18 protein-coding genes are annotated in these 22,009 nt (G+C 69.7%); 9 read left to right on the top strand and 9 right to left on the bottom strand.

The genetic code is table 11. The features are described 5' to 3' along the window. Window positions 1-59: 59 nt before the first annotated feature. Genes ACZ6B8_RS14045 through ACZ6B8_RS14035 form a run of 3 tightly spaced genes read left to right on the top strand, consistent with a single transcriptional unit; the run spans window position 60 to window position 5,123 of the window. Window positions 60-371 (top strand): hypothetical protein, encoded by a 312-nt coding sequence (locus ACZ6B8_RS14045; RefSeq protein ID WP_471607363.1) that lies wholly within the window; start codon window positions 60-62, stop codon window positions 369-371. Window positions 372-378: 7 nt separating this feature from the next. Next, on the top strand, window positions 379-4,830 hold the full coding sequence (locus tag ACZ6B8_RS14040) for a DUF6531 domain-containing protein (RefSeq protein ID WP_471607362.1): 4,452 nt from the start codon (window positions 379-381) through the stop codon (window positions 4,828-4,830). Further along, window positions 4,830-5,123, top strand: a complete 294-nt coding sequence (locus tag ACZ6B8_RS14035) for a hypothetical protein (protein WP_471607361.1) — start codon at window positions 4,830-4,832, stop codon at window positions 5,121-5,123. Before ACZ6B8_RS14040 ends, ACZ6B8_RS14035 begins: the two co-directional genes overlap by 1 nt. Window positions 5,124-5,231: 108 nt before the next feature. Here the strand turns inward: ACZ6B8_RS14035 and ACZ6B8_RS14030 are convergent, their stop codons facing one another. The 3 genes from ACZ6B8_RS14030 to ACZ6B8_RS14020 form a co-directional block, all read right to left on the bottom strand. Continuing rightward, entirely contained in the window at window positions 5,232-6,188 is a 957-nt protein-coding gene (locus tag ACZ6B8_RS14030; protein WP_471088689.1) for a pirin family protein, read from the bottom strand. Between the two features lie 139 nt (window positions 6,189-6,327). Then, entirely contained in the window at window positions 6,328-7,989 is a 1,662-nt protein-coding gene (locus ACZ6B8_RS14025; protein WP_471607360.1) for a glycerophosphodiester phosphodiesterase family protein, read from the bottom strand. A 119-nt stretch (window positions 7,990-8,108) separates the two neighbouring features. Then, window positions 8,109-8,600 (bottom strand): SseB family protein, encoded by a 492-nt coding sequence (locus ACZ6B8_RS14020; RefSeq protein WP_055563227.1) that lies wholly within the window; start codon window positions 8,598-8,600, stop codon window positions 8,109-8,111. 133 nt (window positions 8,601-8,733) lie between these two features. On the opposite strand from ACZ6B8_RS14020, the gene ACZ6B8_RS14015 reads away from it, so the two are divergent. The 4 genes from ACZ6B8_RS14015 to ACZ6B8_RS14000 all read left to right on the top strand — a co-directional run bounded on the left by ACZ6B8_RS14015 (window position 8,734) and on the right by ACZ6B8_RS14000 (window position 12,960). Next, window positions 8,734-10,560, top strand: coding sequence for an acyl-CoA dehydrogenase (locus ACZ6B8_RS14015; protein ID WP_471088685.1), 1,827 nt, complete (start codon window positions 8,734-8,736; stop codon window positions 10,558-10,560). Between the two features lie 223 nt (window positions 10,561-10,783). Further along, on the top strand, window positions 10,784-12,079 hold the full coding sequence (locus ACZ6B8_RS14010; RefSeq protein ID WP_471607359.1) for a M18 family aminopeptidase: 1,296 nt from the start codon (window positions 10,784-10,786) through the stop codon (window positions 12,077-12,079). Between the two features lie 78 nt (window positions 12,080-12,157). Further along, a complete protein-coding gene (locus tag ACZ6B8_RS14005; protein ID WP_471088681.1) occupies window positions 12,158-12,382 on the top strand; it encodes a DUF6458 family protein in 225 nt (74 codons plus the stop codon). A gap of 74 nt (window positions 12,383-12,456) precedes the next feature. Beyond that, entirely contained in the window at window positions 12,457-12,960 is a 504-nt protein-coding gene (locus ACZ6B8_RS14000; RefSeq protein ID WP_471088679.1) for an LURP-one-related/scramblase family protein, read from the top strand. A gap of 166 nt (window positions 12,961-13,126) precedes the next feature. Here the strand turns inward: ACZ6B8_RS14000 and ACZ6B8_RS13995 are convergent, their stop codons facing one another. Next, window positions 13,127-13,933, bottom strand: coding sequence for a carbon-nitrogen family hydrolase (locus ACZ6B8_RS13995; protein ID WP_471607358.1), 807 nt, complete (start codon window positions 13,931-13,933; stop codon window positions 13,127-13,129). A gap of 144 nt (window positions 13,934-14,077) precedes the next feature. Here ACZ6B8_RS13995 and ACZ6B8_RS13990 point away from each other — a divergent pair, with 144 nt between their 5' ends. Then, the gene (locus tag ACZ6B8_RS13990) at window positions 14,078-14,902 is read left to right on the top strand and encodes a maleylpyruvate isomerase family mycothiol-dependent enzyme (protein WP_471088675.1); all 825 of its coding nucleotides are present in this window, start codon (window positions 14,078-14,080) and stop codon (window positions 14,900-14,902) included. 27 nt (window positions 14,903-14,929) lie between these two features. Here the strand turns inward: ACZ6B8_RS13990 and ACZ6B8_RS13985 are convergent, their stop codons facing one another. After that, the gene (locus ACZ6B8_RS13985) at window positions 14,930-16,240 is read right to left on the bottom strand and encodes an MFS transporter (RefSeq protein ID WP_471088673.1); all 1,311 of its coding nucleotides are present in this window, start codon (window positions 16,238-16,240) and stop codon (window positions 14,930-14,932) included. Beyond that, window positions 16,237-16,899, bottom strand: coding sequence for a GntR family transcriptional regulator (locus ACZ6B8_RS13980; RefSeq protein WP_471088671.1), 663 nt, complete (start codon window positions 16,897-16,899; stop codon window positions 16,237-16,239). The genes ACZ6B8_RS13985 and ACZ6B8_RS13980 overlap by 4 nt, the downstream gene beginning before the upstream one ends. Window positions 16,900-17,126: 227 nt before the next feature. On the opposite strand from ACZ6B8_RS13980, the gene ACZ6B8_RS13975 reads away from it, so the two are divergent. After that, window positions 17,127-17,960 carry a D-alanyl-D-alanine carboxypeptidase family protein gene (locus ACZ6B8_RS13975; RefSeq protein WP_471088794.1) on the top strand — a complete coding sequence of 278 codons (834 nt, stop codon included), beginning with the start codon at window positions 17,127-17,129 and terminating at the stop codon, window positions 17,958-17,960. A gap of 62 nt (window positions 17,961-18,022) precedes the next feature. Here the strand turns inward: ACZ6B8_RS13975 and ACZ6B8_RS13970 are convergent, their stop codons facing one another. From ACZ6B8_RS13970 to pdhA, 3 genes are read right to left on the bottom strand one after another with little or no spacing between them, the layout of a single operon-like run. After that, on the bottom strand, window positions 18,023-19,546 hold the full coding sequence (locus tag ACZ6B8_RS13970; protein ID WP_471607357.1) for a dihydrolipoamide acetyltransferase family protein: 1,524 nt from the start codon (window positions 19,544-19,546) through the stop codon (window positions 18,023-18,025). 10 nt (window positions 19,547-19,556) lie between these two features. Then, window positions 19,557-20,552 (bottom strand): alpha-ketoacid dehydrogenase subunit beta, encoded by a 996-nt coding sequence (locus tag ACZ6B8_RS13965; RefSeq protein WP_471607356.1) that lies wholly within the window; start codon window positions 20,550-20,552, stop codon window positions 19,557-19,559. A gap of 2 nt (window positions 20,553-20,554) precedes the next feature. Beyond that, entirely contained in the window at window positions 20,555-21,754 is a 1,200-nt protein-coding gene (gene pdhA / locus ACZ6B8_RS13960; protein ID WP_471607355.1) for a pyruvate dehydrogenase (acetyl-transferring) E1 component subunit alpha, read from the bottom strand. Window positions 21,755-22,009 lie beyond the last annotated feature (255 nt).

Here is a 22,009-nt window from a genome sequence, read left to right as displayed (position 1 = left end):
GCCGATGCTGTCGGCCGCACCACGCGCACATCCATCTCGACCCACGGGGGCAAGAAAGCATGTCGGACCTGAAGAAGGATGCGGAGTCGCTGCACAAGGCGGCCTCCGCACTGGGCAAGGTCGATGACCACACCCGCAAGCCGCTGCACGACTTCAAGGCGGCTTCGCACGACCTGTCCGCCTTCGGGGTGCTGGGCTCGCTGATGAGTGCCAAGGACGACATTCAGGAGGGCATGGACACCATCGCCAAGCTCACGGAGAGCCTGCACAAGGAGTGGGGGGCCGAGGCCAGGTTCATGGGCCATGTCTCCGACACCTTCGACCTGTTGGACGTCTTGCTGGGTGCCGCGGCTCGGGCGAAGAAGGGCTGAGCCGGACATGGGCTTCGACATCCCGGGCATAGACGCCGACGATCTCAACCCGCTGAAATGGATCAACAAGGCCAACCACGCCTTCGGTGACACTCTCGCCAGTGGTCTGGAGTTCCTCGGCATCACCGACCCCGCCGTCGACCCCGACGGCATCCGCGCGATAGCCAAGCAGTGGCGGGCCCTGGCCAAGGGCCTGGACGCCGCTGCTCACGACGCCGAGACGGCGCTGAAGGATCTGGAGTGGGAGGGTGAGGCGGCCAAGGCCCTCCACAGGCGGGCGAAGACCACCCGCACACAGGCCACCGACATGGCCGACTCGCTGCGCAAGGGCGCCAAGGCGCTGGACGACTTCGCCGACGAGGCCCACGAGCTCTTGTCGGAGATCGGCATCATCCTCGCCGAGATCGCCGAGTTCGAGATCGCGAGCCTGGGTCTGTCGGTGCTCACCGGCGGTCTGTCCGTGATCGCGGGGAACCTCGCGGCGGGCGCGCGGGCCGCGAAGGTCGTGGCGCTGATCGCCCGGATCGAGAAGTCCGGCAGTCGCATGGCCAAGGTCATCCGCACCGTGATGGAGGCCATCCGCGGCCTGGAGCGTGCGCTGAAGGCGCTCGGTGAGATCAAGACGATCGCGAAGGCCGGCAGGCTCGCGGCCGAGGGCATGGAATTCACCGCCTTCGACGCCCTGTTGCGGGACCCGGCCACGTTCAAGGACCCCGACAAGCTGGCGGAGACCCTGGCGGCCGGCGCCGCGTTCGGGGTGGGCCTCGGCGCTCTGGGCAAGGTCCTCGGCAAGGGGCTGGGCAAGCTCAAGCCCAGCGAACTCGCCAAGCTCGGAAAGACATTGAAGCTGGACGGCTCGGGCCTGTCCCGGCTGAAACTCCGCCCCTCGGAGTGGGAGAAGCTGCCCGCCTCGATCCGGTCCATGTTCAAGAAGTGCGACCTGGACCCGATCGACGTGGCCACCGGCGACATGCTGCTGCCGCAGGTCGACGTGCAGCTGCCGGGCACCCTGCCCCTGGTGCTGGAGCGGACACACCTGTCGTCCTATCGGTGGGGCGGCTGGTTCGGCCCGTCCTGGGCATCCACCCTCGACCAACGTCTCCAAGCTGATGACGAGGGTTTCGTCTACGCGGCCTCCGATGGCGCCCGTATCGTCTTCCCTCCTCTCGCATTCGACTCCAGCGGCTCGGTCTGTCCGGAGAATGGCTCACGACTTTCACTCACGTGGGACACCGAGATCGACGGGGCACTGCGCATCACCGATCCGGACACCGGGCTTGTCCATGTCTTTCACAGCCCGCGCCCCACCGAGGACGAGGGGGTGGTGGACCTCCCGCTACAAGCCGTCGTGGACCGCAATGACGAGCGCATTGACATCCACTACGCCGATAACGGGACGCCCGTTGAGGTCAGCCACAGCGGCGGGTATCGCATCGCACTCGTCAGCCACCGCGTCCTGCCCCGTATCACGGCCCTGCGGCTCCTCGACGACGAACATCCCGGTGCCTGCACGACGCTCGCCTCCTACGGCTACAGCGACGAAGGGCATCTCACCGAAGTCACGGGCTCATCTGGTCAAGCCACGCAGTTCACCTACGACGAGGCCGGCCGGATCACCTCCTGGGCCGACCGAAACGGCACCACGTACGCGTACGACTACGATGAAAAAGGCAGGGTCGTCCGCACTGAGGGCAGTGACGGCTTTCTTTCCGGCGGACTGGTCTATGACGAAGAGTCACGCATAACCGAGGTCACCAACTCCCTTGGTCACACCACTCGTTACGTACACAACGAATTCTGGCGCCTGGTAGCGAAGACCGACGCGCTCGGGAACACCACCCGTCAGGAATGGGACCTGGCCAACCAACTTACCGCGAGCACCGACGAGCTCGGCCATATCACCCGCTATCGGTATGACGAACACGGGCGAATGACCGAGGCCATACGCCCAGATGGCAGTGGGAACCGTGTCGAATACAACAGCCAGGGCCTTGCGGCGACAGTACATGGCCCGTCCGGGGTCATCTGGCGTTACACGTACGACGACTGCGGAAACCGGACCGGTGTCACCGACGCCGCCGATGAGACGACACGCTTCGCTTACGACCACTCCGGCCACCTGACATCCATCACCGACCCGCTCGGACACCGCACGAAGGTCCGCTGCAACCGCGCGGGGCTACCTTTGTCAATCACTGACCCACTCGGCAAGGAGACTCGCTACGAGCGCGACGCCTTCGGGCGCCTTGTCACCGTTACTGACCCTCTGGGTAACGTGACCCGCTTCGACTGGACGGCGAATGGCAAACCTGCCCGTCGTACTGCCCCTGACGGCAGCAGCGAATCCTGGACCTATGACGCCGAGGGCAACTGCACGAGCCACACCGACGCGATGGGCGTGACCGAACGGTTCGAGTACACGCACTTCGACCTCTTGAGCGCACGCATCGAGCCGGACGGCACACGTCACACGTTCACGCACGACACTGAGCTGCGTTTGGCCGAGGTAACCAACGCACAGGGCCTTTCCTGGAGTTATGAGTACGACGCGGCCGGCCGTCTCATCGTTGAGTCCGACTTCGACGATCGCGTCCAGCAGTATGCGTATGACCAGGCCGGACAGCTCACAGCTCGCACCAACGCCATGGGCCAAACCATTCGATTCGAGCGGGATGCTCTCGGGCGGGTCCTCCGCCAGAGCCACGACGGCAGAGCCACCTCCTTTGCGTATACGGCTGACGGGGAACTTGCCTCCGCCACCACCCCTGACGCCACGCTGTCCCGGGAGTACGACTCCGCCGGCCGCCTCCAGGCCGAGACCGTCAATGGGCACGTGATCACCTATGCCTATGACCCCATGGGGCGTCGTACAGAGCGCACGACCCCCTCCGGTGTGACCAGCACCTGGCGTTACGACGCGACCGGCAACTGCGTCGAGCGAACCAGCGCCGACCACGTGATCAGCTATGAGTACGACTCCGTCGACCGGGAGGTGAAGCGGCACATCGACTCCAGTCTCACTTTCTCAAACACCTTCGACACTCTCGGTCGACTCACGCTTCAGTCACTGACGGATCTCTCGACCGATCGCAGCCTCATCCAACGCGGCTTCACCTACCGTGCCGACGGCAAACTCACCACCACAGGACACGGGGACGGCATGGCGCGCCGGTACGGCTTTGATGCCGCGGGCCGCGTGACCGAGGTAGCCGCGGCTGACTGGACCGAGCAGTACGCCTACGACGACGCGGGCAACCAGACATACGCCGCCTGGCCTGCCGAAAACCTCGGTGTCGACGCCGCCGGCTCCCGCGCCTACACCGGTACCGATCTCGTCCGAGCAGGCAATGTCCGCTTCGAGTACGACGCGGCCGGCCGCGTCGTACTCCGGCAGAGGATTCGTTTGTCGCGCAAGCCTGACACGTGGCGATACACGTGGGACGCGGAAGACCGCCTCACTACGGTGGTGACACCCGACGGCACCCGCTGGGTCTACCTCTACGACGCCCTCGGCCGCCGCATCGCCAAGCAGCGTGTGGGCGACACCGGAACGGTCGCCGAACAAACCTCGTTCACCTGGGATGGAAGCACACTCTGCGAACAGATCACCGCCCCCTCCGGGGAGTCGAACGCCACCGTAATCACCTGGGACCATGATGGTTTGCGTCCGATCGCCCAGACCGAGCGCCGCTTGGCGACAGAGGCCCTCAAGGTGTCTCAGGAGGAGATCGATTCACGGTTCTTCGCGATCGTCACCGACCTGGTCGGCACGCCCTCGGAACTCGTCGACGAATCCGGGAACATAGCCTGGCAAGCGCGGCCAACACTCTGGGGCATCACTGCGCAAGAGGCCATCGACTCGGTACGCACCCCCCTTCGCTTCCCGGGCCAGTATTACGACCCCGAAACCGAGCTTCACTACAACTACTTCCGGCATTACGACCCCACAACAGGTCGCTACCTCACGCAAGATCCCCTCGGTCTCGCACCAGCGCCCAACCCAGTCACTTACGTGACGGACCCCCGTTCCTGGGCCGACCCTCTAGGCCTGGCCCCGTGCGAGCCCAGCACACCGGATCCATACGCCGGCACGAAGGAAGCCTCGCAGCTGCTCCGTGACGCCGGCGTTCCACGCCCATTTCGGGTGCAGGTTATGCAATCCTTCGAAAACGGAACGCATTCAGTTCGGCGGGCCGGCAACAACGACTACGGAATGCGTTTCTATGACAACGAGAACGCATGGGCACGCGGCCGCTACCTGACAACTCAATGGCCGGCCACCCGTGAAGAAATCGCAGTCAAGGCAGCGTGGAACCAGTTCACTTACCTCAAGCAGTGGCAGATTCGCCCTGGGGCCCCCATCATCGAGGGCAGAGTCGGGCCACAAGGCGTCGGATACGCTGGTGGCGGAAAACAGACCTACGTACTCAATCCCGACAAGGACTTGCTGGAGCCATAGTGTCCGAGTCAGCCACCCAAAAGGCGCTCGCCGCGACCGAGCGGGCCCTCTCCGGAATCGACCAGGAGCTGGAGCACCACGCCGCGGGCCGAGGGGGCGTCGGTGACCCTCGCCAACTGTCCCGTTTTCGCGGACAGTTGGCGGAGATGGCACGAGAGCTCTCCGCGCCCCCGCTCCCACCCAGGGAGCAGCGCACACGCGGCATCGGCCGCGTCATCGCCGACTCCTGGCCGTACGACAGCCCGCTCGGCGGCGTGATCATGGAGGCCGAGCGGCTCTACCTCAAGGCGTGATCAGGGGCACGCGTCCCTGGTGAATCCGTGCGGCACCGCGGAGGGCGGAGGTTCCGCCTCCACGGTGCCGCGAGCCTCACCGCGTTCCGCGCCCCGCGAGGGACCCGCTCACATGCCGTGCACCGCCGGCACCGTGCCCAGCAAACCCTTCTGGAAGTCCTCGAAGGCCTGCTGGAGTTCGGCGCGGCTGTTCATCACGAACGGGCCGTAGTGCGCCATCGGCTCGCGGATCGGCCGGCCGCCGAGGAGGACGACCTCCAGGTCGGGCGCGTGGGCGTCCTGGCGTTCGTCCGCGCGGACCGTCAGGGACGAACCCGTGCCGAAGACCGCCGTCTGGCCCATCTGGACCGGGCGGCGCTCGGCGCCCACCGTGCCGCGGCCCGCGAGCACGTACGCCAGGCCGTTGAAGTCCGCCCGCCAGGGCAGCGTCACCTCCGCGCCGGGCCGTACCGTCGCGTGGATCATCGTGATCGGCGTGTGCGTGATGCCGGGGCCCTCGTGGCCGTCCAGCTCGCCGGCGATGACGCGGAGCAGCGCGCCGCCGTCGGGGGTGGACAGGAGCTGGACCTGGCCGCCGCGGATGTCCTGGTAGCGGGGGTCCATCATCTTGTCCTTGGCGGGCAGGTTCACCCACAGCTGGAGGCCGTGGAAGAGGCCGCCGGACTGGACGAGGGACTCCGGCGGCGCCTCGATGTGCAGCAGGCCCGAGCCCGCCGTCATCCACTGGGTGTCGCCGTTGCGGATCGTGCCGCCGCCCCCGTTGGAGTCCTGGTGGACGAAGGTTCCGTCGATCAGGTACGTGACCGTCTCGAAGCCCCGGTGCGGGTGCCACGGGGTGCCCTTCGGCTCGCCCGCCTCGTACTCCACCTCGCCCATCTGGTCCATCATGATGAACGGGTCGAGGTACTTGTAGTTGATCCCCGCGAAGGCCCGGCGCACCGGGAAGCCCTCGCCCTCGAAGCCGCTCGGCGCCGTGGTCACGGCGAGCACGGGGCGCGGCTCGGCGTCGGCCGGCGTCACCACCCGGGGCAGGGTCAGCGGGTTCTCGACAGTCACTGCAGGCATGGTCGGTACCTCCTCGTGCGTCCACTTTAGTTGAACGTAGAACTTTCTGCCACTTGAACGAACGAGGCCCGGCGGGCATTCCCGCCGGGCCGCACGAGGAGGACGAGGTGGCTGGATCTTGCGCGTGGGGTGCCGCCGGTCAACCGCGCACCGGCTCCAGCTGCAGGTAGTCCAGGTTCCAGTTCTGCGGGACTCCGGTGTCCAGGGACAGCCGTACGGTGTGGCGGCCACGGGTCAGCTGCCGCGGATCACGGCTGTCCTGAAGCGCGTACGCGTGGTGGCTCGTCGTGGTGGCCACCCGCACCGCCCTGCCGGGCCCGCCGCGGTCGTAGGCGACGCGGTAGGTCCCGGCGGGCGCGTACGGGGAGGACGCCCGGATCCTGAGGGTGTAGCGCCCGGCCTTCGGCACGTCCACGCCGTAGGTCAGCCACTCCCCGCCGCGCATCCAGCACACCACCACCGCGCCGTCGTGGTCGCAGACGTCCACGTTGTCGCCCCGCCGCCCGGGGCCGTCGCCCCGGTTGCCCTTGTCCAGGTCGTGGTAGGCCCTGCCCTCGCCGCCGGGCGCGTAGTTCTCGCCCTGCACGCGCATCGCGCCCGGCGGCACCGGGTCCCCGGCGCCCCTGGTCAGGTACGACCGCAGCGTCTCGACGTTGTCCGTCAGGAGCACGGTCGCCTTGGAGTCGGCGAGCAGCTTGCCCCAGCCGCGCGCCGGGGAGATCAGCGAGGCCTCGTCGGTGTACCGGGCGGCCAGGCCGTCCCACATCGTGTCGAACCACACCCGGCCGGTCGTCCGCAGCCCCCGTACGAAGGCCGGCGCGGCCACCTTGTCGCGGACGTCGTCGAAGACCACCTCGAAGGCGGGCGGCCTGCCCTTGCCGAACTCCGCCACGGAGGCGGCGTTGGCGTCGTCCACCAGGTGCATGTACAGCGCGCCCGGGTGCCGCGCGAGGAACGCCCGGACCTCGGGGACCGGGGCGCGGGACTTGAAGAGGCCGGTGCGCACGGTGCCGGTCTGTTCGAGGACGCGCCAGACGGCCTCGCGGTCCCGCCAGGCCTGGTCGAGATTGACCAGGCCGAGGGTGCGGGCGGCCGTCATGGCCTCGGCGAGGGTGGGCACGCGCTCGGCGGTGAGCGGGGCCTGGCGGCCGCCGAGGCCCGCCCGGAGCCGCAGGCCGCGCAGCTGGGCCAGGGTGAGGTCGGCGACGCGGCCCCTGCCGTCGGTGGTGCGGTCCACGGTCGCGTCGTGCATCAGGACCGGCACCTTGTCCTTGGTCAGCCGGACGTCCGCCTCGACGATCTGCGCACCGTCCGCGAACCCCGCCCGGATCCCGGCGACGCTGTTCTCGGGCGCCTTGCGCCACTGGCCGCGGTGGGCCGCGATCATCACCCCGGCCTTGGGGCCGTGGTCGAGGAAGGCGCGGCGGGCCTGCTCGGCGGGGGTTTCGGTGGGGGCTTCGGTGGGGGGTGCCCCGGCGGACCCTTCAGCGGCGAGGCCCGGCGGGGGGCCCGGCTGGGGCGGCTCGGCCGGTCGCGCGGGCTGGACGGAAGGCGGAGGCCCCGGCTCCACGGGAGCCGCCAGTTCGGGAAACCCCGGCCCACCCAACGGCCCGGGAGCCGGCGGGCCGGGAGCCTGCGGCTCCGGTTCCTGGCCCGCCGGGCGCGCCCACGGCACCGGCATCGCCCGCGTAGGCGGAGCGGCGCCGAGCAGCGACGCGCAGACGAGCGCGGCCACGGTCGACGACACGTACACGGATACGGACAGGGCGGGACGGCGACGCGCGATCACGGACGACGGCATAGGTCAGAGCATCGGCGCCGGGCCCCCGCCCGTCCACGACCACTCACGGCCCAAGGGGCCCGGTCACCCGTTCACCTGACGGGACGCCACCTACGGGCCCCGCAGCCGCCCGAGGCACCTCACCCGTACATGCGCCGCATCGCGAAGTCGACCATCTGCTCGACCGCCTTCGCGTCGAAGACCATGCGGTGCTCGCCCTCCATGTCGAGGACGAAGCCGTACCCCGTCGGGAGCAGGTCGATGACCTCCGCCCCCGTGATCACGAAGTACTTGGAGTCCTTGCCCGCGTACCGGCGCAGCTCCTTGAGGGAGGTGAACATCGGGATCACGGGCTGCTGGGTGTTGTGCAGGGCGAGGAAGCCGGGGTTGTCGCCGCGCGGGCAGTAGACCTTCGAGGTGGCGAAGGCCTGCTGGAAGTCCTCGGCGGACATCGACCCCGTGGTGAAGGCGCGCACCGCGTCCGCGAGGGAGGGCGGCGAGGGCTCGGGGTAGAGCGGAGGCTGCTGGCCGTAGCCACCGCCGGGCATGCCCTGCATCTGCTGCGGTGGCGGCTGCGCGCCCGGCGGGGCGTACTGCTGCTGGGCCCCGGGGTTCTGGTCGTAGCCGTACATGCGCGCAAGCGTACTGAGTCACAGATGGAGGCTCGGGGGTTGCGTCTTATTACCGACGGGTAGCATCATCGTAGCTACTTGCTGGTATGCACGTGCTGGTATTCATCCCTTTCCTGCTTACGGAGCCTTCGCCATGGGCCACTACAAGTCGAATCTCCGCGACATCGAGTTCAACCTCTTCGAGGTGCTCGGCCGCGACAAGCTGTACGGCACCGGCCCGTTCGCGGAGATGGACGTCGACACCGCCAAGAGCATCCTCGACGAGCTGCGCCGCCTCGCGGAGAACGAGCTGGCCGAGTCCTTCGAGGACGCCGACCGCAACCCGCCGGTCTTCGACCCCAAGACCAACACCGCCCCGGTCCCCGCGTCCTTCAAGAAGAGCTACCAGGCCTTCATGGACTCCGAGTACTGGCGCCTCGGCCTGCCCGAGGAGATCGGCGGCACCACCGCGCCCCGCTCCCTGATCTGGGGCTACGCGGAGCTGCTGCTCGGCGCCAACCCGGCCGTGTGGATGTACTCCTCGGGCCCCGCGTTCGCCGGCATCCTCTTCGAGGAGGGCAACGAGGCGCAGAAGAAGGTCGCCGAGATCGCCGTCGAGAAGCAGTGGGGCTCGACGATGGTGCTGACCGAGCCGGACGCCGGTTCGGACGTGGGCGCGGGCCGCACGAAGGCCGTGGAGCAGGCGGACGGCACCTGGCACATCGAGGGCGTGAAGCGCTTCATCACGTCCGGCGAGCACGACATGTCGGAGAACATCCTCCACTACGTCCTCGCCCGCCCCGAGGGCCACGGCCCCGGCACCAAGGGCCTCTCGCTCTTCCTCGTGCCGAAGTACGAGTTCGACTGGGAGACCGGCGAGCTGGGCGAGCGCAACGGCGTGTACGCGACGAACGTCGAGCACAAGATGGGCCTGAAGGCGTCCAACACCTGCGAGATGACCTTCGGCGACCAGCACCCCGCCAAGGGCTGGCTGATCGGCGACAAGCACGACGGCATCCGCCAGATGTTCCGCATCATCGAGTTCGCCCGCATGATGGTCGGCACGAAGGCCATCGCGACGCTCTCCACGGGCTACCTCAACGCCCTGGAGTACGCCAAGGAGCGCGTGCAGGGCCCGGACCTCGCCCAGTTCATGGACAAGACCGCGCCCAAGGTGACGATCACCCACCACCCGGACGTGCGCCGCGCCCTGATGACGCAGAAGGCGTACGCGGAGGGCATGCGCGCGCTCGTGCTGCACACCGCGGCCGTCCAGGACGACATCCAGGTCAAGGAGGCGGCGGGCGAGGACGCGTCCCAGCTGCACGCCCTGAACGACCTGCTGCTGCCCATCGTGAAGGGCTACGGCTCGGAGAAGTCCTACGAGCAGCTGGCGCAGTCGCTCCAGACGTTCGGCGGCTCGGGATACCTCCAGGAGTACCCGATCGAGCAGTACATCCGGGACGCCAAGATCGACACCCTCTACGAGGGCACCACGGCGATCCAGGGCCAGGACTACTTCTTCCGGAAGATCGTCCGCAACCAGGGCGCCGCGCTGAACGGCCTCGCCGAGGAGATCAAGAAGTTCCTCGCGGTCGGCACGGGCGGCGAGGCGCTGGCCGGCGCCCGCGAGCAGCTGGCCAAGGCCGCGGTCGACCTGGAGGCCATCGTCGGCGTCATGCTGACCGACCTCGCGGCGACCGAGCAGGACGTGAAGTCCATCTACAAGGTGGGCCTGAACACGACCCGTCTGCTGATGGCCTCGGGCGACGTCGTCGTCGGCTACCTGCTGCTGCGCGGTGCCGCGGTCGCCGCCGAGAAGCTGGAGACGGCCTCGGCCAAGGACAAGGCCTTCTACGAGGGCAAGATCGCGGCGGCCAAGTTCTTCGCCACGACCATCCTGCCGGGCGTCACGGCCGAGCGGAAGCTCGCCGAGGGCGTGGAGCTGGACCTCATGGAGCTGGACGAGTCGGCGTTCTAGTCCGTCGGCCCGCACGGGTTTCCTTCGCACGTCAGCGCGATGCCGCCACCTGCTTCTCTCGGGTGGCGGCATCGTCGTATGCCCTGGGAACGCCTGAGTGAACGGCCGGGAATCCCGTCCCTGGACGGCCTCACGGCAGACGACTTCGTCACCCTCGACCTCCCGCGGCACGCACGGCTGATCGCCGAGTCGCCCGGCCGACGCCCCCATTAGGCTGGCAGCCATGAGCACCCCGTCCCGCTTCGACCGCGGCCACACCGAAGACCTCATGGCGTTCCTGGAGGCCAGCCCCACGCCCTACCACGCCGTCGCGAACGCCGCCGAGCGGCTGGAGAAGGCCGGGTTCCGGCAGCTCGACGAGACCGAGTCCTGGGACGGCACGGCCGGCGGGAAGTACGTGCTGCGGGGCGGCGCCATCGTCGCCTGGTACGTGCCGGAGAACGCCTCCGCGCACACCCCCTTCCGCATCGTCGGCGCCCACACCGACTCCCCCAACCTGCGCGTGAAGCCGCAGCCCGACGCGGGCGGCCACGGCTGGCGCCAGGTGGCCGTCGAGATCTACGGCGGCCCGCTGCTCAACTCCTGGCTCGACCGGGACCTCGGCCTCGCCGGGCGGCTCTCGCTGCGCGACGGCACCTCGCGGCTCGTGGACATCGACCGGCCGCTGCTGCGCGTGCCCCAACTGGCCATCCACATGGACCGGTCCGTGCACACCGAGGGGCTCAAGCTCGACAAGCAGAAGCACATGCAGCCCATCTGGGGGCTCGGCGACGACGTGCACGAGGGCGACCTCATCCGGTTCCTGGAGGAGGAGAGCGGCCTCGGCGAGGGCGACGTCACCGGGTGGGACCTGATGACGTACGCGATCGAGGCCCCGGCCTACCTCGGCCGCGACCGCGAACTGGTCGCCGGGCCCCGCATGGACAACCTCCTGTCCGTGCACTCCGCGACGGCCGCCCTCGCCTCCGTCGCCGCCCAGGAGAACATCCCGTACATCCCCGTGCTCGCCGCCTTCGACCACGAGGAGAACGGGTCGCAGTCCGACACCGGTGCCGACGGCCCGCTGCTCGGCTCGGTGCTCGAACGTTCCGTCTTCGCGCGCGGCGGCGGCTACGAGGACCGGGCGCGGGCCTTCGCCGGCACCGTCTGCCTCTCCTCCGACACCGGCCACGCCGTGCACCCCAACTACGCCGAGCGGCACGACCCGACGCACCACCCGCGCGCCAACGGCGGCCCGATCCTCAAGGTCAACGTCAACAACCGCTACGCCACGGACGGTTCGGGCCGCGCGGTGTTCGCCGCCGCGTGCGAGCGGGCGGGCGTGCCGTTCCAGTCGTTCGTCTCCCACAACGCGATGCCGTGCGGCACCACGATCGGGCCGATCACCGCGGCCCGGCACGGCATCAAGACGGTCGACATCGGCGTCGCGATCCTCTCCATGCACAGCGTGCGCGAGCTGTGCGGCGCGGACGACCCGCACATGCTGGCCAACGCGCTGGTGGCGTTCCTGGAAGGCTGACGTCCGAATGTCTGTGTGGCCTCAACGGACCCGGGTACTCGGGGACTTCGTAGCCACTACAGCAGGGAGGCGGTCCACATGGGCCTCGGCGGATGCATTCTTCTCATCGCCGCGGGTGCCATCCTCGCGTTCGCGACGGACTGGGACATGGAGGGCGTCAACCTCACGGTCGCCGGGGTCATCATGATGGCCGTGGGCCTGATCGGGGTCGCCGTCTTCACCAGCATCGGACGGCGCAGGCGGGCGGTCCAGCCGGTCGCGCAGACGACCGTCGTCGAGCCGGAGCAGCGCCGCGGCATCTGAGAGCCTGTCCTCGAGCGGTGGCCGACGCCGGAGCTTGCCACGGTTCGTGACGGATTCGGGGTAGTCATGACGTCATGAGACTTCTCGTACGCGACCGCATGCTCGGCATCGGCGACGACTACTGGATCGAGGACGACCAGGGCCGCAAGGTCTTCCTCGTGGACGGCAAGGCGATGCGCCTGCGCGAGACCTTCGAGCTGAAGGACATGCAGGGGCGGGTCCTCGTCGACATCCACGCCAAGATGCTCTCCCTGCGCGACACGATGATCATCGAGCGGGAGGGCGAGCCGCTCGCCAAGGTGCGGCGCAAGCGGCTCTCGCTGCTGCGCAACCACTACCGCGTCGAGCTGGTCGACGGCACCGAACTGGACGTCAGCGGCAAGATCCTCGACCGCGAGTTCGCCATCGAGTACGACGGCGAACTGCTCGCCGACATCTCGCGCCGCTGGTTCAGCGTGCGCGAGACGTACGGCCTGCAGATCGTGCGGGACGACGCCGACCCCGCGCTGCTGCTCGCCGTCGCGGTCTGCGTGATCCGGCTCGCGGAGAAGGAGCGCGAGGGGGACGGGGACGACTGAGAGCCGCGGCGCAGCCGCGCTCGAGAGGGGGAGGCGCAGCCGCGCTCGAGGGGCGCGGGGAACCGCGCGACCAGCCACACCCGACCCGCACCCGCGCACCGGAAGACGCGGCACCCCGCTGGGCGCCGACCGCCCCAGCCCGGCGCAGCCCGCCGCACCCGTCCGCTCAGGGACGAGGCGGCACCGCCGTGCCCAGCCGGCGGTCCTTGAGCGCCGGGAACTGCTCCCGCGTCGTCGCGACCCGCCCGGGATCGAGGTCGACCGTGAGGACCTCCTCGCCGTCGCCCGCCTCCGCGAGCACCTCGCCCCACGGGTCCACGACGACGCTGTGCCCGGCCTGCGGGACCCCCGCGTGCGTCCCGCCGGTGCCGCAGGCCAGCACGTACACCTGGTCCTCGACCGCCCGCGCCCGCGCGAACAGCAGCCAGTGCTCCCGGCGCCGCGCGGGCCACCCGGCGGGCACCACGAACATCTCCGCGCCCGCGTCGACGAGCCCGCGGAAGAGCTCGGGGAAGCGCAGGTCGTAACAGGTCGCGAGGCCGAGCGTGGCGTCCGGGGTGCGCACCGTGGCCAGCTCGGAGCCCGCCGCCATCAGCACCGCCTCGCCCTTGTCGAAGCCGAAACGGTGGATCTTGCGGTAGGAGACCGCGAGTTCACCGGCGGGGGAGAAGACCAGCGAGGTGTTGTAGAGGCCGCCGTCGGCGCCCCGCTCGGGGATCGACCCGGCGTGCAGCCAGACGCCCGCGTCGCTCGCGGCCTTGGCCATCGCCTCGTACGTGGGACCCTGGAGCGGCTCCGCCTCGGCGGCGAACGCCTCGTAGGCGAAGGCGCCCGTCGTCCACAGCTCGGGCAGGACGACCAGATCCGATCCGTCCCGCGCGCTCACCTCGCGTACGAGCGAAGCGACCCGCCGCCGACGGGAATTGACCGGTTCGTCCTCGTCTACGGCGATCTGGATCAGAGAGCCGCGCACACTATCACCGTCCTGGCATTCGATCCGTCGACACCATCAAGTACAGCCTACGATCGTCACACGAAAGCACTGCCGGGGTGCCTGCGGGCAGCGTAACTTAACGTCTCAGACACCCACCGCCCGCGTACAACCGCAAGGGGTCCCGTGAGTCTCCATCCCAGCCTGCAAACCTACGCCGATGCCTGGACGCATTCCGTGGAAGCGATATCCGAGCTGGTGTCGCCGCTCGCCGAGGGGGAGTGGAACTGGGCCACCCCCTGCCCCGGCTGGTCGGTGCGCGACATCGTCTCCCATGTCATAGGCCTCGACTGCGAGATGCTGGGCGACCCCCGGCCGATCCACACCCTGCCCCGCGACCTGTACCACGTGCAGACCGAGGGCCAGCGGTACATGGAGATGCAGGTCGACGTGCGCCGCCACCACACCGCGCCGGAGATGACCTCCGAGCTGGAGTACACGATCATCCGCCGCACCCGTCAGCTGCGGAACGAGTCGCGCGACCCCGACACGAAGATCCGCGGCCCGCTGGGCAGCGAGCAGACCCTCGAACTGGCCATGCGGCTGCGGGCGTTCGACGTGTGGGCGCACGAACAGGACCTCCGTACGACGCTGCGCAAGCCCGGCAACCTCGACTCCCCCGGGGCCTACGTCGCCCGGGACCTGCTGCTTCAGGGGCTCGCCAAGGTCGTCGCGGTGAACGCGGGCGCCCCCGCGAACTCGGCGGTCGTCGTCGACGTCAGCGGGCCCGTCGAGTTCCTGCGCACGGTCCGCGTGGACGCCGACGGCAAGGGCACCGTCGACAACGCCCCCTCCCTCGGCCCGCTCGCCACCATCGGCCTCGACTGGGAGACCTACTTCAGGCTCGCCTGCGGCCGGGTGACGTACGCGGCCGTCGCCGACCGGATCAAGGTCGAGGGCGACCACGACCTCGCGGAGGCGATCCTGCGGGACTTCGCGGTCACCCCGTGAACCGGGAGCGCCCCGCGCGGCGGAGTCTCACGCCGGGACGTGCACGGCCTCGACCCGGCTGGCGACCAGCTGCTCCCGCTCCCTGCGCACCGCCCGCGACTTGAGCCGCAGGATCTGGCAGACCCCGAGCGCCTCCAGGACGAAGACGGCGGAGAACGCCACCCGGTAGTTGTCGCCGGTCGCGTCGAGCAGCACGCCGATCGCGAGCAGCGTCGTCATGGAGGCGACGAAGCCGCCCATGTTGGTGATGCCGGACGCCGTGCCCTGCCGCTCCGGCGGGTTGGCGGGCCGCGCGAAGTCGAAGCCGATCATGGAGGCGGGCCCGCAGGCGCCGAGCACCGCGCAGAGCACGATCAGCAGCCACAGCGGGGCGTGGTCGCCGGGGTGCGCGAGCGTGGCCGCCCAGGCCGTCGCCGTCGCCCCGATGGTGCCGAGCGCCAGCGGGAGGCGGGCGGCGTGGTGCCGGGCCACGATCTGCCCGTAGACGAGGCCGATCACCATGTTGGACAGCACGACGAGCGTGAGCAGTTCGCCGGCCGCCGCGCGGGTCAGGCCCTGCGCCTCGACGAGGAACGGCAGGCCCCACAGGAGCAGGAAGACCATCGCGGGGAACTGCGTGGTGAAGTGCACCCACAGGCCGAGCCGGGTGCCGGGCTCCCGCCAGGACAGGGCGATCTGCTTGCGGACGTAGGCGGCGCCGCTGTGCGCGGCCGGCTCGGGCTCGTGGCCCTCGGGGTGGTCCTTCAGGAAGAGCGTCATCAGGACGAGGACGACGACGCCGCACAGCGCGCTGCCCGCGAACGCCGCGGTCCAGCCGACGGAGTGCAGCAGCCGGGCCAGGACGAGGGTCGAGACGAGGTTGCCCGCCATGCCGACGAGACCGGCGAGCTGGGCGACCATCGGGCCGCGCCGGGCCGGGAACCAGCGGGTGCCGAGCCGCAGCACGCTGATGAAGGTCAGCGCGTCGCCGCAGCCGAGCAGGGCGCGGGAGAGCAGCGCCATCGCGTACGTGGGCGAGAAGGCGAAGCCGAGCTGGCCGACGGTGAAGAGGACGACACCGATGGTCAGCACCTTCTTGGTGCCGAGCCGGTCGACCATCAGGCCGACGGGTATCTGCATGCCCGCGTAGACGAGCAGCTGGAGGATGGAGAAGGTCGACAGGGCGGAGGCGTTGACGTGGAAGCGGTCGGCGGCGTCCAGCCCCGCGACGCCGAGGGACGTGCGGAAGATGACGGCGACGAAGTAGACGGCGACGCCGATGGACCAGACGAGGACGGCCTTCCTGCCGCCGGGCGGGTCTCCGGGCAGGGAGACGGGGGCGGTGCCGGCGGAGCTCATCGGACGTCACCCCGGGCCAGGTTCTGGAACCAGCCGACGTGCCGGGTGACCACGGCGACGGCCGCCTCCGCGTCGCCGAGCCGCAGCGCGTCGAGAATCTCCTCGTGCTCGCTGAGCGTCTTGGCGATCCGGTCGGGGTGGGAGTGCATCACGGCCACGCCCATCCGCAGCTGCCGGTCGCGCAGCTGGTCGTAGAGGCGGGAGAGGATCTCGTTGCCGCCGCTGCGGACGATCTCCGCGTGGAAGCAGCGGTCGGTGACGGCGGCCGCGGCGAGGTCCCCGGCGGCGGCCTGTTCGCGCTGCCGGCCGAGGAGTTCGGCGAGCCGGGCGAGCAGCGCCGCGGGCGCCGGGACCGCCTTGCGCACCGCGTGCGTCTCGACGAGCAGCCGGGTCTCGACGACGTCCGCGATCTCCTGGGCGGAGACGGGCAGGACGAGGGCGCCCTTCTTCGGGTAGAGCCGCAGCAGCCCCTCGACCTCCAGCTTGAGCAGCGCCTCGCGCACCGGGGTGCGGGAGACCCCCACGGCCTCGGCGAGCTCGCCCTCGGTGAGGAGCGTGCCGCCCTCGTAGCGGCGCTCCAGGACGGCCTGCTTGACGTGGGCGTAGACGCGCTCGGCGGCGGGGGGCCGCTTGGCGGCGGCAAGGGCGGTGGCTGGCATGCGCACAGCATAGATACAACACGTATACGCCGGAATCCCTGTCCACATGGCGGGCACCCCGCAGAATTCATGGGCTTTCCGGCACATCCATCGCCCCCTCTCACTCGTCTACTGAGTGAGCGGCATCCTCATGCAGCCGCAGCCCAGGGGCATTTGGAGTATTGAACTTGATTACCGGCATTCAGGGCGTACGACGCACATCAGCCGTTCTCGTCACCGCGAGCGCGATGCTGGCCGGCGGCGCCCTCACCACTACGGCCCACGCGGCCGCCCCGCCGAAGCCGTCCATCGTCGCCAAGGGCGGCTACGCGATGAACAACGCGACGGGAAAGAGCCTGTACACCAAGGCTGCCGACACCCGTCGCTCCACCGGCTCCACGACGAAGATAATGACGGCGCGCGTCGTGCTCGGCCAGCGGAACCTGAACCTGAACTCCAAGGTCACGGTCCAGAAGGCCTACAGCGACTACATCGTCAGGAACAGCGCCTCCTCGGCGCGGCTGATCGTCGGTGACAAGGTCACCGTCCGCCAGCTCCTCTACGGTCTGATGCTGCCGTCCGGCTGCGACGCCGCGTACGCGCTCGCGGACAAGTTCGGCAAGGGCTCGACCCGCGCCAAGCGCGTGAAGAGCTTCATCGGCCAGATGAACTCGACGGCGAAGAACCTGAACCTGAAGAACACCCACTTCGACTCGTTCGACGGCATCGGGAACGGCAGCAACTACTCGACGCCGCGCGACCTGACGAAGCTCGCGAGCAACGCGCTGAAGTACTCCACGTTCCGCTCCGTCGTGAAGACCAAGTCGACGAAGCAGAAGGTCACGACGAAGAGCGGCGGCTACCGCTACATGTCGTGGTCCAACACGAACAACCTGCTCAGCTCCTACCGCGGCGCCATCGGCGTGAAGACGGGCTCCGGCCCGGAGGCGAAGTACTGCCTCGTCTTCGCGGCGACCCGCAGCGGCAAGACCGTCGTCGGTACGGTGCTCACCTCGTCGTCCGTGAACAACCGCACGGCGGACGCGAAGAAGCTGCTCGACTACGGCTTCAAGGTCGCCTGACGAACGGACCGTTGCACGCAGAAGGGGCCCGCCGCGATCGTCGCGGCGGGCCCCTTCGGGTACTACGCCCAGGTCAGCAGCCGCTTGGGCCGCTCCAGGATCGCCGCCACGTCGGCCAGCACCTTCGAGCCGAGCTCCCCGTCCACCAGGCGGTGGTCGAAGGAGAGCGCAAGGGTGGTCACCTGACGGGGCTTCACCTTGCCCTTGTGCACCCACGGCTGGAGCTTGATCGCGCCGACCGCGAGGATCGCGGACTCACCGGGGTTGAGGATCGGGGTGCCCGTGTCGACGCCGAAGACGCCGACGTTCGTGATCGTCACCGTGCCGCCCTGCATGTCGCCGGGCGAGGTCTTGCCCGCCCGCGCGGTCGACACCAACTCGCCCAGGGACGCGGCCAGTTCCGGCAGGGTCTTGGCGTGCGCGTCCTTGATGTTCGGCACGATCAGACCGCGCGGGGTGGCCGCGGCGATGCCCAGGTTCACGTAGTGCTTCTGGACGATCTCCTGGTTCGGCTCGTCCCAGGCGGCGTTGACGTCGGGGTTCCGCTTGATCGCCACGAGCAGGGCCTTGGAGATCAGCAGCAGCGGGTTGACCCGCAGCCCCTCGAACGCCTTGTCCTGCTTGAGCTCCTCGACCAGCTTCATCGTGCGCGTCACGTCGATCGTCACGAACTCCGTGACGTGCGGCGCCGTGAACGCCGAGCCGACCATCGCCTGCGCGGTGGCCTTGCGGACGCCCTTGACCGGGATGCGGGTCTCGCGGGCGTCCGTGCCCGCCGCGGGGGCGGGGGCGGCCGTCGCCGGGACGGGTGCCTGCGCGGTCCGCGCGGGCTGCGGGGCGGATACGGGCTCGGCGGCCGGGGCCACCGCCGCGTGCACGTCCTCGCGGGTGATGATCCCGTCGGGGCCGGACGGGACGACCGTCGCCAGGTCGACCCCGAGGTCCTTGGCGAGCTTGCGGACGGGCGGCTTGGCCAGCGGGCGCGCGCCGTTGGTGCCGGTGCCGCCGGTGCCGGTGCCGGTGCCGGTGCCGTTCACGGTCGCGGGCGGGGCCTGCGGAACCTGCGGTTCCACCACCACGGGGGCGCCGGCCGGAGTGACGGCGGCCGGGGCCGCCCCCGCCGCGGGCTTGCGCGCCCGGCGCTTGGTGGAGGACGCGGCCACGCCGTAGCCGACGAGGACCGGCTGGCGGCCCTCCGGAGCGACGTCCTCGGCCGCAGCCGGAGCGGTCGCCTCCGCCGGGGCCGCCGACGCGGGCGCCTCGACCGGAGCCTGCGCCTGGGCCGGGGCCTCGGCGGCCTCCGGAGCCGCGCCACCCGACGCACCGCCGGACACGTCGACCGCGATGATCACCTGGCCGACGTCGACCGTGGTGCCCTCGGGGAAGCGCAGCTCCCGTACGACGCCGTTGAACGGGATCGGCAGCTCGACCGCGGCCTTGGCCGTCTCGACCTCGCACACGACCTGGCCGTCGGTGACCTCGTCACCGGGCTGCACGTACCACTTGAGGATCTCGGCCTCGGTGAGTCCCTCGCCCACGTCGGGCATCTTGAACTCGGCAAGAGCGGTCTCAGTCATCGTCGTCACGCCCCTCTCCTCAGTACGCAAGCGAGCGGTCGACGGTGTCGAGCACCCGGTCAAGGCCCGGCAGGTACTCCTCCTCCAGGCGCGCCGGCGGGTACGGCGCGTGATAGCCGCCGACCCGCAGCACGGGCGCCTCCAGGTGGTAGAAGCACCGCTCGGTGATGCGGGCGGCGATCTCCGCGCCCGTACCGAGGAAGACCGGCGCCTCGTGGACCACGACCAGGCGGCGGGTCTTCTCGACCGAGGACTGCACGGTGTCGAAGTCGACCGGCGACATCGAGCGCAGGTCCACGACCTCCAGGGACTTGCCCTCCTCTGCGGCGGCCGCGGCCGCCTCCAGGCAGACCTTCACCATCGGGCCGTACGCGACGAGCGTGAGGTCACTGCCCTCGCGGGCGACGACGGCCTTGTGCAGCGGCCCGGGGATGGCGTCCTTGTCGACCTCGCCCTTGTCCCAGTAGCGCCGCTTCGGCTCGAAGAAGATCACCGGGTCGTCGCTCTGGATCGCCTGCTGCATCATCCAGTAGGCGTCCGCGGCGTTCGAGGGCGAGACCACCTTGAGGCCCGCGACGTGCGCGAACAGCGTCTCGGGGGACTCGCTGTGGTGCTCGACGGCGCCGATGCCGCCGCCGTACGGAATGCGGATGACGACCGGCATCTTGATCTTGCCGAGCGCCCGCGCGTGCATCTTCGCGAGCTGCGTGACGATCTGGTCGTACGCGGGGAAGACGAAGCCGTCGAACTGGATCTCCACCACCGGGCGGTAGCCCCGCAGGGCGAGGCCGATGGCGGTGCCGACGATGCCCGACTCGGCGAGCGGGGTGTCGATGATCCGCTCTTCGCCGAAGTCCTTCTGCAGCCCGTCCGTCACGCGGAAGACGCCGCCGAGCTTGCCGACGTCCTCACCCATGACGAGGACCTTGGGGTCGTTCTCCAGCGCGGTGCGCAGCGACTCGTTGATCGCCTTGGCGATGGGCATGCTTTTGGGTGTCGCGGTCTGGGCAGCCATGGTCACTTGCCCTCCCCGCCCGCGGGGGCGTCCGCGAACGACGCCTGGTAGGCGACGAACTGGGCGCGCTCCTCGTCGACCAGCGCGTGGCCGTCGGCGTAGACGTTCTCGAAAATGGCCATCAGGTCCGGATCCGGCATCGCCCGCACCACCTCTCGCACTCGCTTGCCCAACGCTTCGCTCTCGTCGTCGAGTTCCGCGAAGAATCCCTCATCCGCGTGACCTTCGGACTCCAGGTACGCCCGCAGCCGCAGGATCGGGTCCTTGGCCTCCCAGGCCTCCCGCTCCTCGTCCCTGCGGTACTTGGTCGGGTCGTCGGAGGTGGTGTGCGCGCCCATGCGGTAGGTGAACGCCTCGATCAGCGCGGGGCCCTCGCCGGAGCGGGCCCGCTCCAGGGCCCACTTGGTGACGGCGAGCATGGCGAGCACGTCGTTGCCGTCGACCCGCACACCGGGGAAGCCGAAGCCCTGAGCGCGCTGGTAGAGCGGCACCCGGGTCTGCTTCTCGGTGGGCTCGGAGATCGCCCACTGGTTGTTCTGGCAGATGAACACGACCGGGGAGTTGTAGACCGCGGAGAACGTGAACGCCTCCGCCACGTCGCCCTGGCTGGACGCGCCGTCACCGAAGTACGCGAGCACGGCCGAGTCGGCACCGTCCTTGGCGACGCCCATGGCGTAACCGGTGGCGTGCAGCGTCTGCGAGCCGATGACGATCGTGTACAGGTGGAAGTTGTTGGTGTTCGGGTCCCAGCCGCCGTGGTTCACGCCCCGGAACATGCCGAGCAGGTTGGTCGGGTCGACCCCGCGGCACCAGGCCACGCCGTGCTCGCGATAGGTCGGGAAGACGTAGTCGTCCTCGCGGGTGGCGCGGCCCGAACCGATCTGGGCGGCCTCCTGGCCGAGCAGCGACGCCCACAGTCCCAGCTCGCCCTGGCGCTGCAGGGAGGTGGCCTCGGCGTCGAAGCGGCGGGTGAGGACCATGTCGCGGTACAGGCCGCGCAGCTCCTCGGCGGTGATGTCGGCGACGTACGCGTCGTACACCGCGTTCTGCGGGCTCTTGACCCGCTTGCCCTCGGGGGTCAGCAGCTGAACGAGTGCGGGCTCCGTGCTCTTCTGCGGCGCGGCCTTCTTCGTCCCGGCGCGCTTGCCGCCGCCCGTACTGCTGCGGCGCGGTTTGCGCGCGGCGGTGCTCTCCACGGTCACGTGTGCTCCTCCGTCGGTCCGGCCCCCGGGGTTACCGGGTGACTGGGGTTCCCCGTGCTCGTTGGGAGCTCGGGGAAGCGGCTCACCTGTCCGTGCCCGCGCACGGGGTGGGTGCGACTCGGCCGGGAACAGGCGTGACAGGTGCCCCGGCGAACGCCCTGCACAAAACACGTTACCCAGTGCTTCCCATTTCTGTGAAACCCCATCTGACCTGCGAATTTGCTTGGATTTCCAAGTAAACGGCCACGGGCGTGA

The organism is Streptomyces sp. NPDC041122 (genome assembly GCF_055592445.1).
Note: the sequence above shows the minus strand (reverse complement) of the source record. Positions and strands in the feature narration are given on the sequence as shown.

Excerpts from the sequence above, each read along its gene's own strand:
- ACZ6B8_RS14005 (WP_471088681.1), top strand. The coding sequence starts at position 12,158 with ATGGGCCTCGGCGGATGCATTCTTCTCATCGCCGCGGGTGCCATCCTC.
- ACZ6B8_RS14025 (WP_471607360.1), bottom strand. The coding sequence starts at position 7,989 with ATGCCGTCGTCCGTGATCGCGCGTCGCCGTCCCGCCCTGTCCGTATCC.
- ACZ6B8_RS13985 (WP_471088673.1), bottom strand. The coding sequence starts at position 16,240 with ATGAGCTCCGCCGGCACCGCCCCCGTCTCCCTGCCCGGAGACCCGCCC.
- ACZ6B8_RS14010 (WP_471607359.1), top strand. The coding sequence starts at position 10,784 with ATGAGCACCCCGTCCCGCTTCGACCGCGGCCACACCGAAGACCTCATG.
- ACZ6B8_RS14040 (WP_471607362.1), top strand. The coding sequence starts at position 379 with ATGGGCTTCGACATCCCGGGCATAGACGCCGACGATCTCAACCCGCTG.
- ACZ6B8_RS13975 (WP_471088794.1), top strand. The coding sequence starts at position 17,127 with ATGCTGGCCGGCGGCGCCCTCACCACTACGGCCCACGCGGCCGCCCCG.
- ACZ6B8_RS14020 (WP_055563227.1), bottom strand. The coding sequence starts at position 8,600 with ATGTACGGCTACGACCAGAACCCCGGGGCCCAGCAGCAGTACGCCCCG.
- ACZ6B8_RS14030 (WP_471088689.1), bottom strand. The coding sequence starts at position 6,188 with ATGCCTGCAGTGACTGTCGAGAACCCGCTGACCCTGCCCCGGGTGGTG.
- ACZ6B8_RS14000 (WP_471088679.1), top strand. The coding sequence starts at position 12,457 with ATGAGACTTCTCGTACGCGACCGCATGCTCGGCATCGGCGACGACTAC.
- ACZ6B8_RS13965 (WP_471607356.1), bottom strand. The coding sequence starts at position 20,552 with ATGGCTGCCCAGACCGCGACACCCAAAAGCATGCCCATCGCCAAGGCG.
- ACZ6B8_RS14015 (WP_471088685.1), top strand. The coding sequence starts at position 8,734 with ATGGGCCACTACAAGTCGAATCTCCGCGACATCGAGTTCAACCTCTTC.
- ACZ6B8_RS13980 (WP_471088671.1), bottom strand. The coding sequence starts at position 16,899 with ATGCCAGCCACCGCCCTTGCCGCCGCCAAGCGGCCCCCCGCCGCCGAG.
- ACZ6B8_RS14045 (WP_471607363.1), top strand. The coding sequence starts at position 60 with ATGTCGGACCTGAAGAAGGATGCGGAGTCGCTGCACAAGGCGGCCTCC.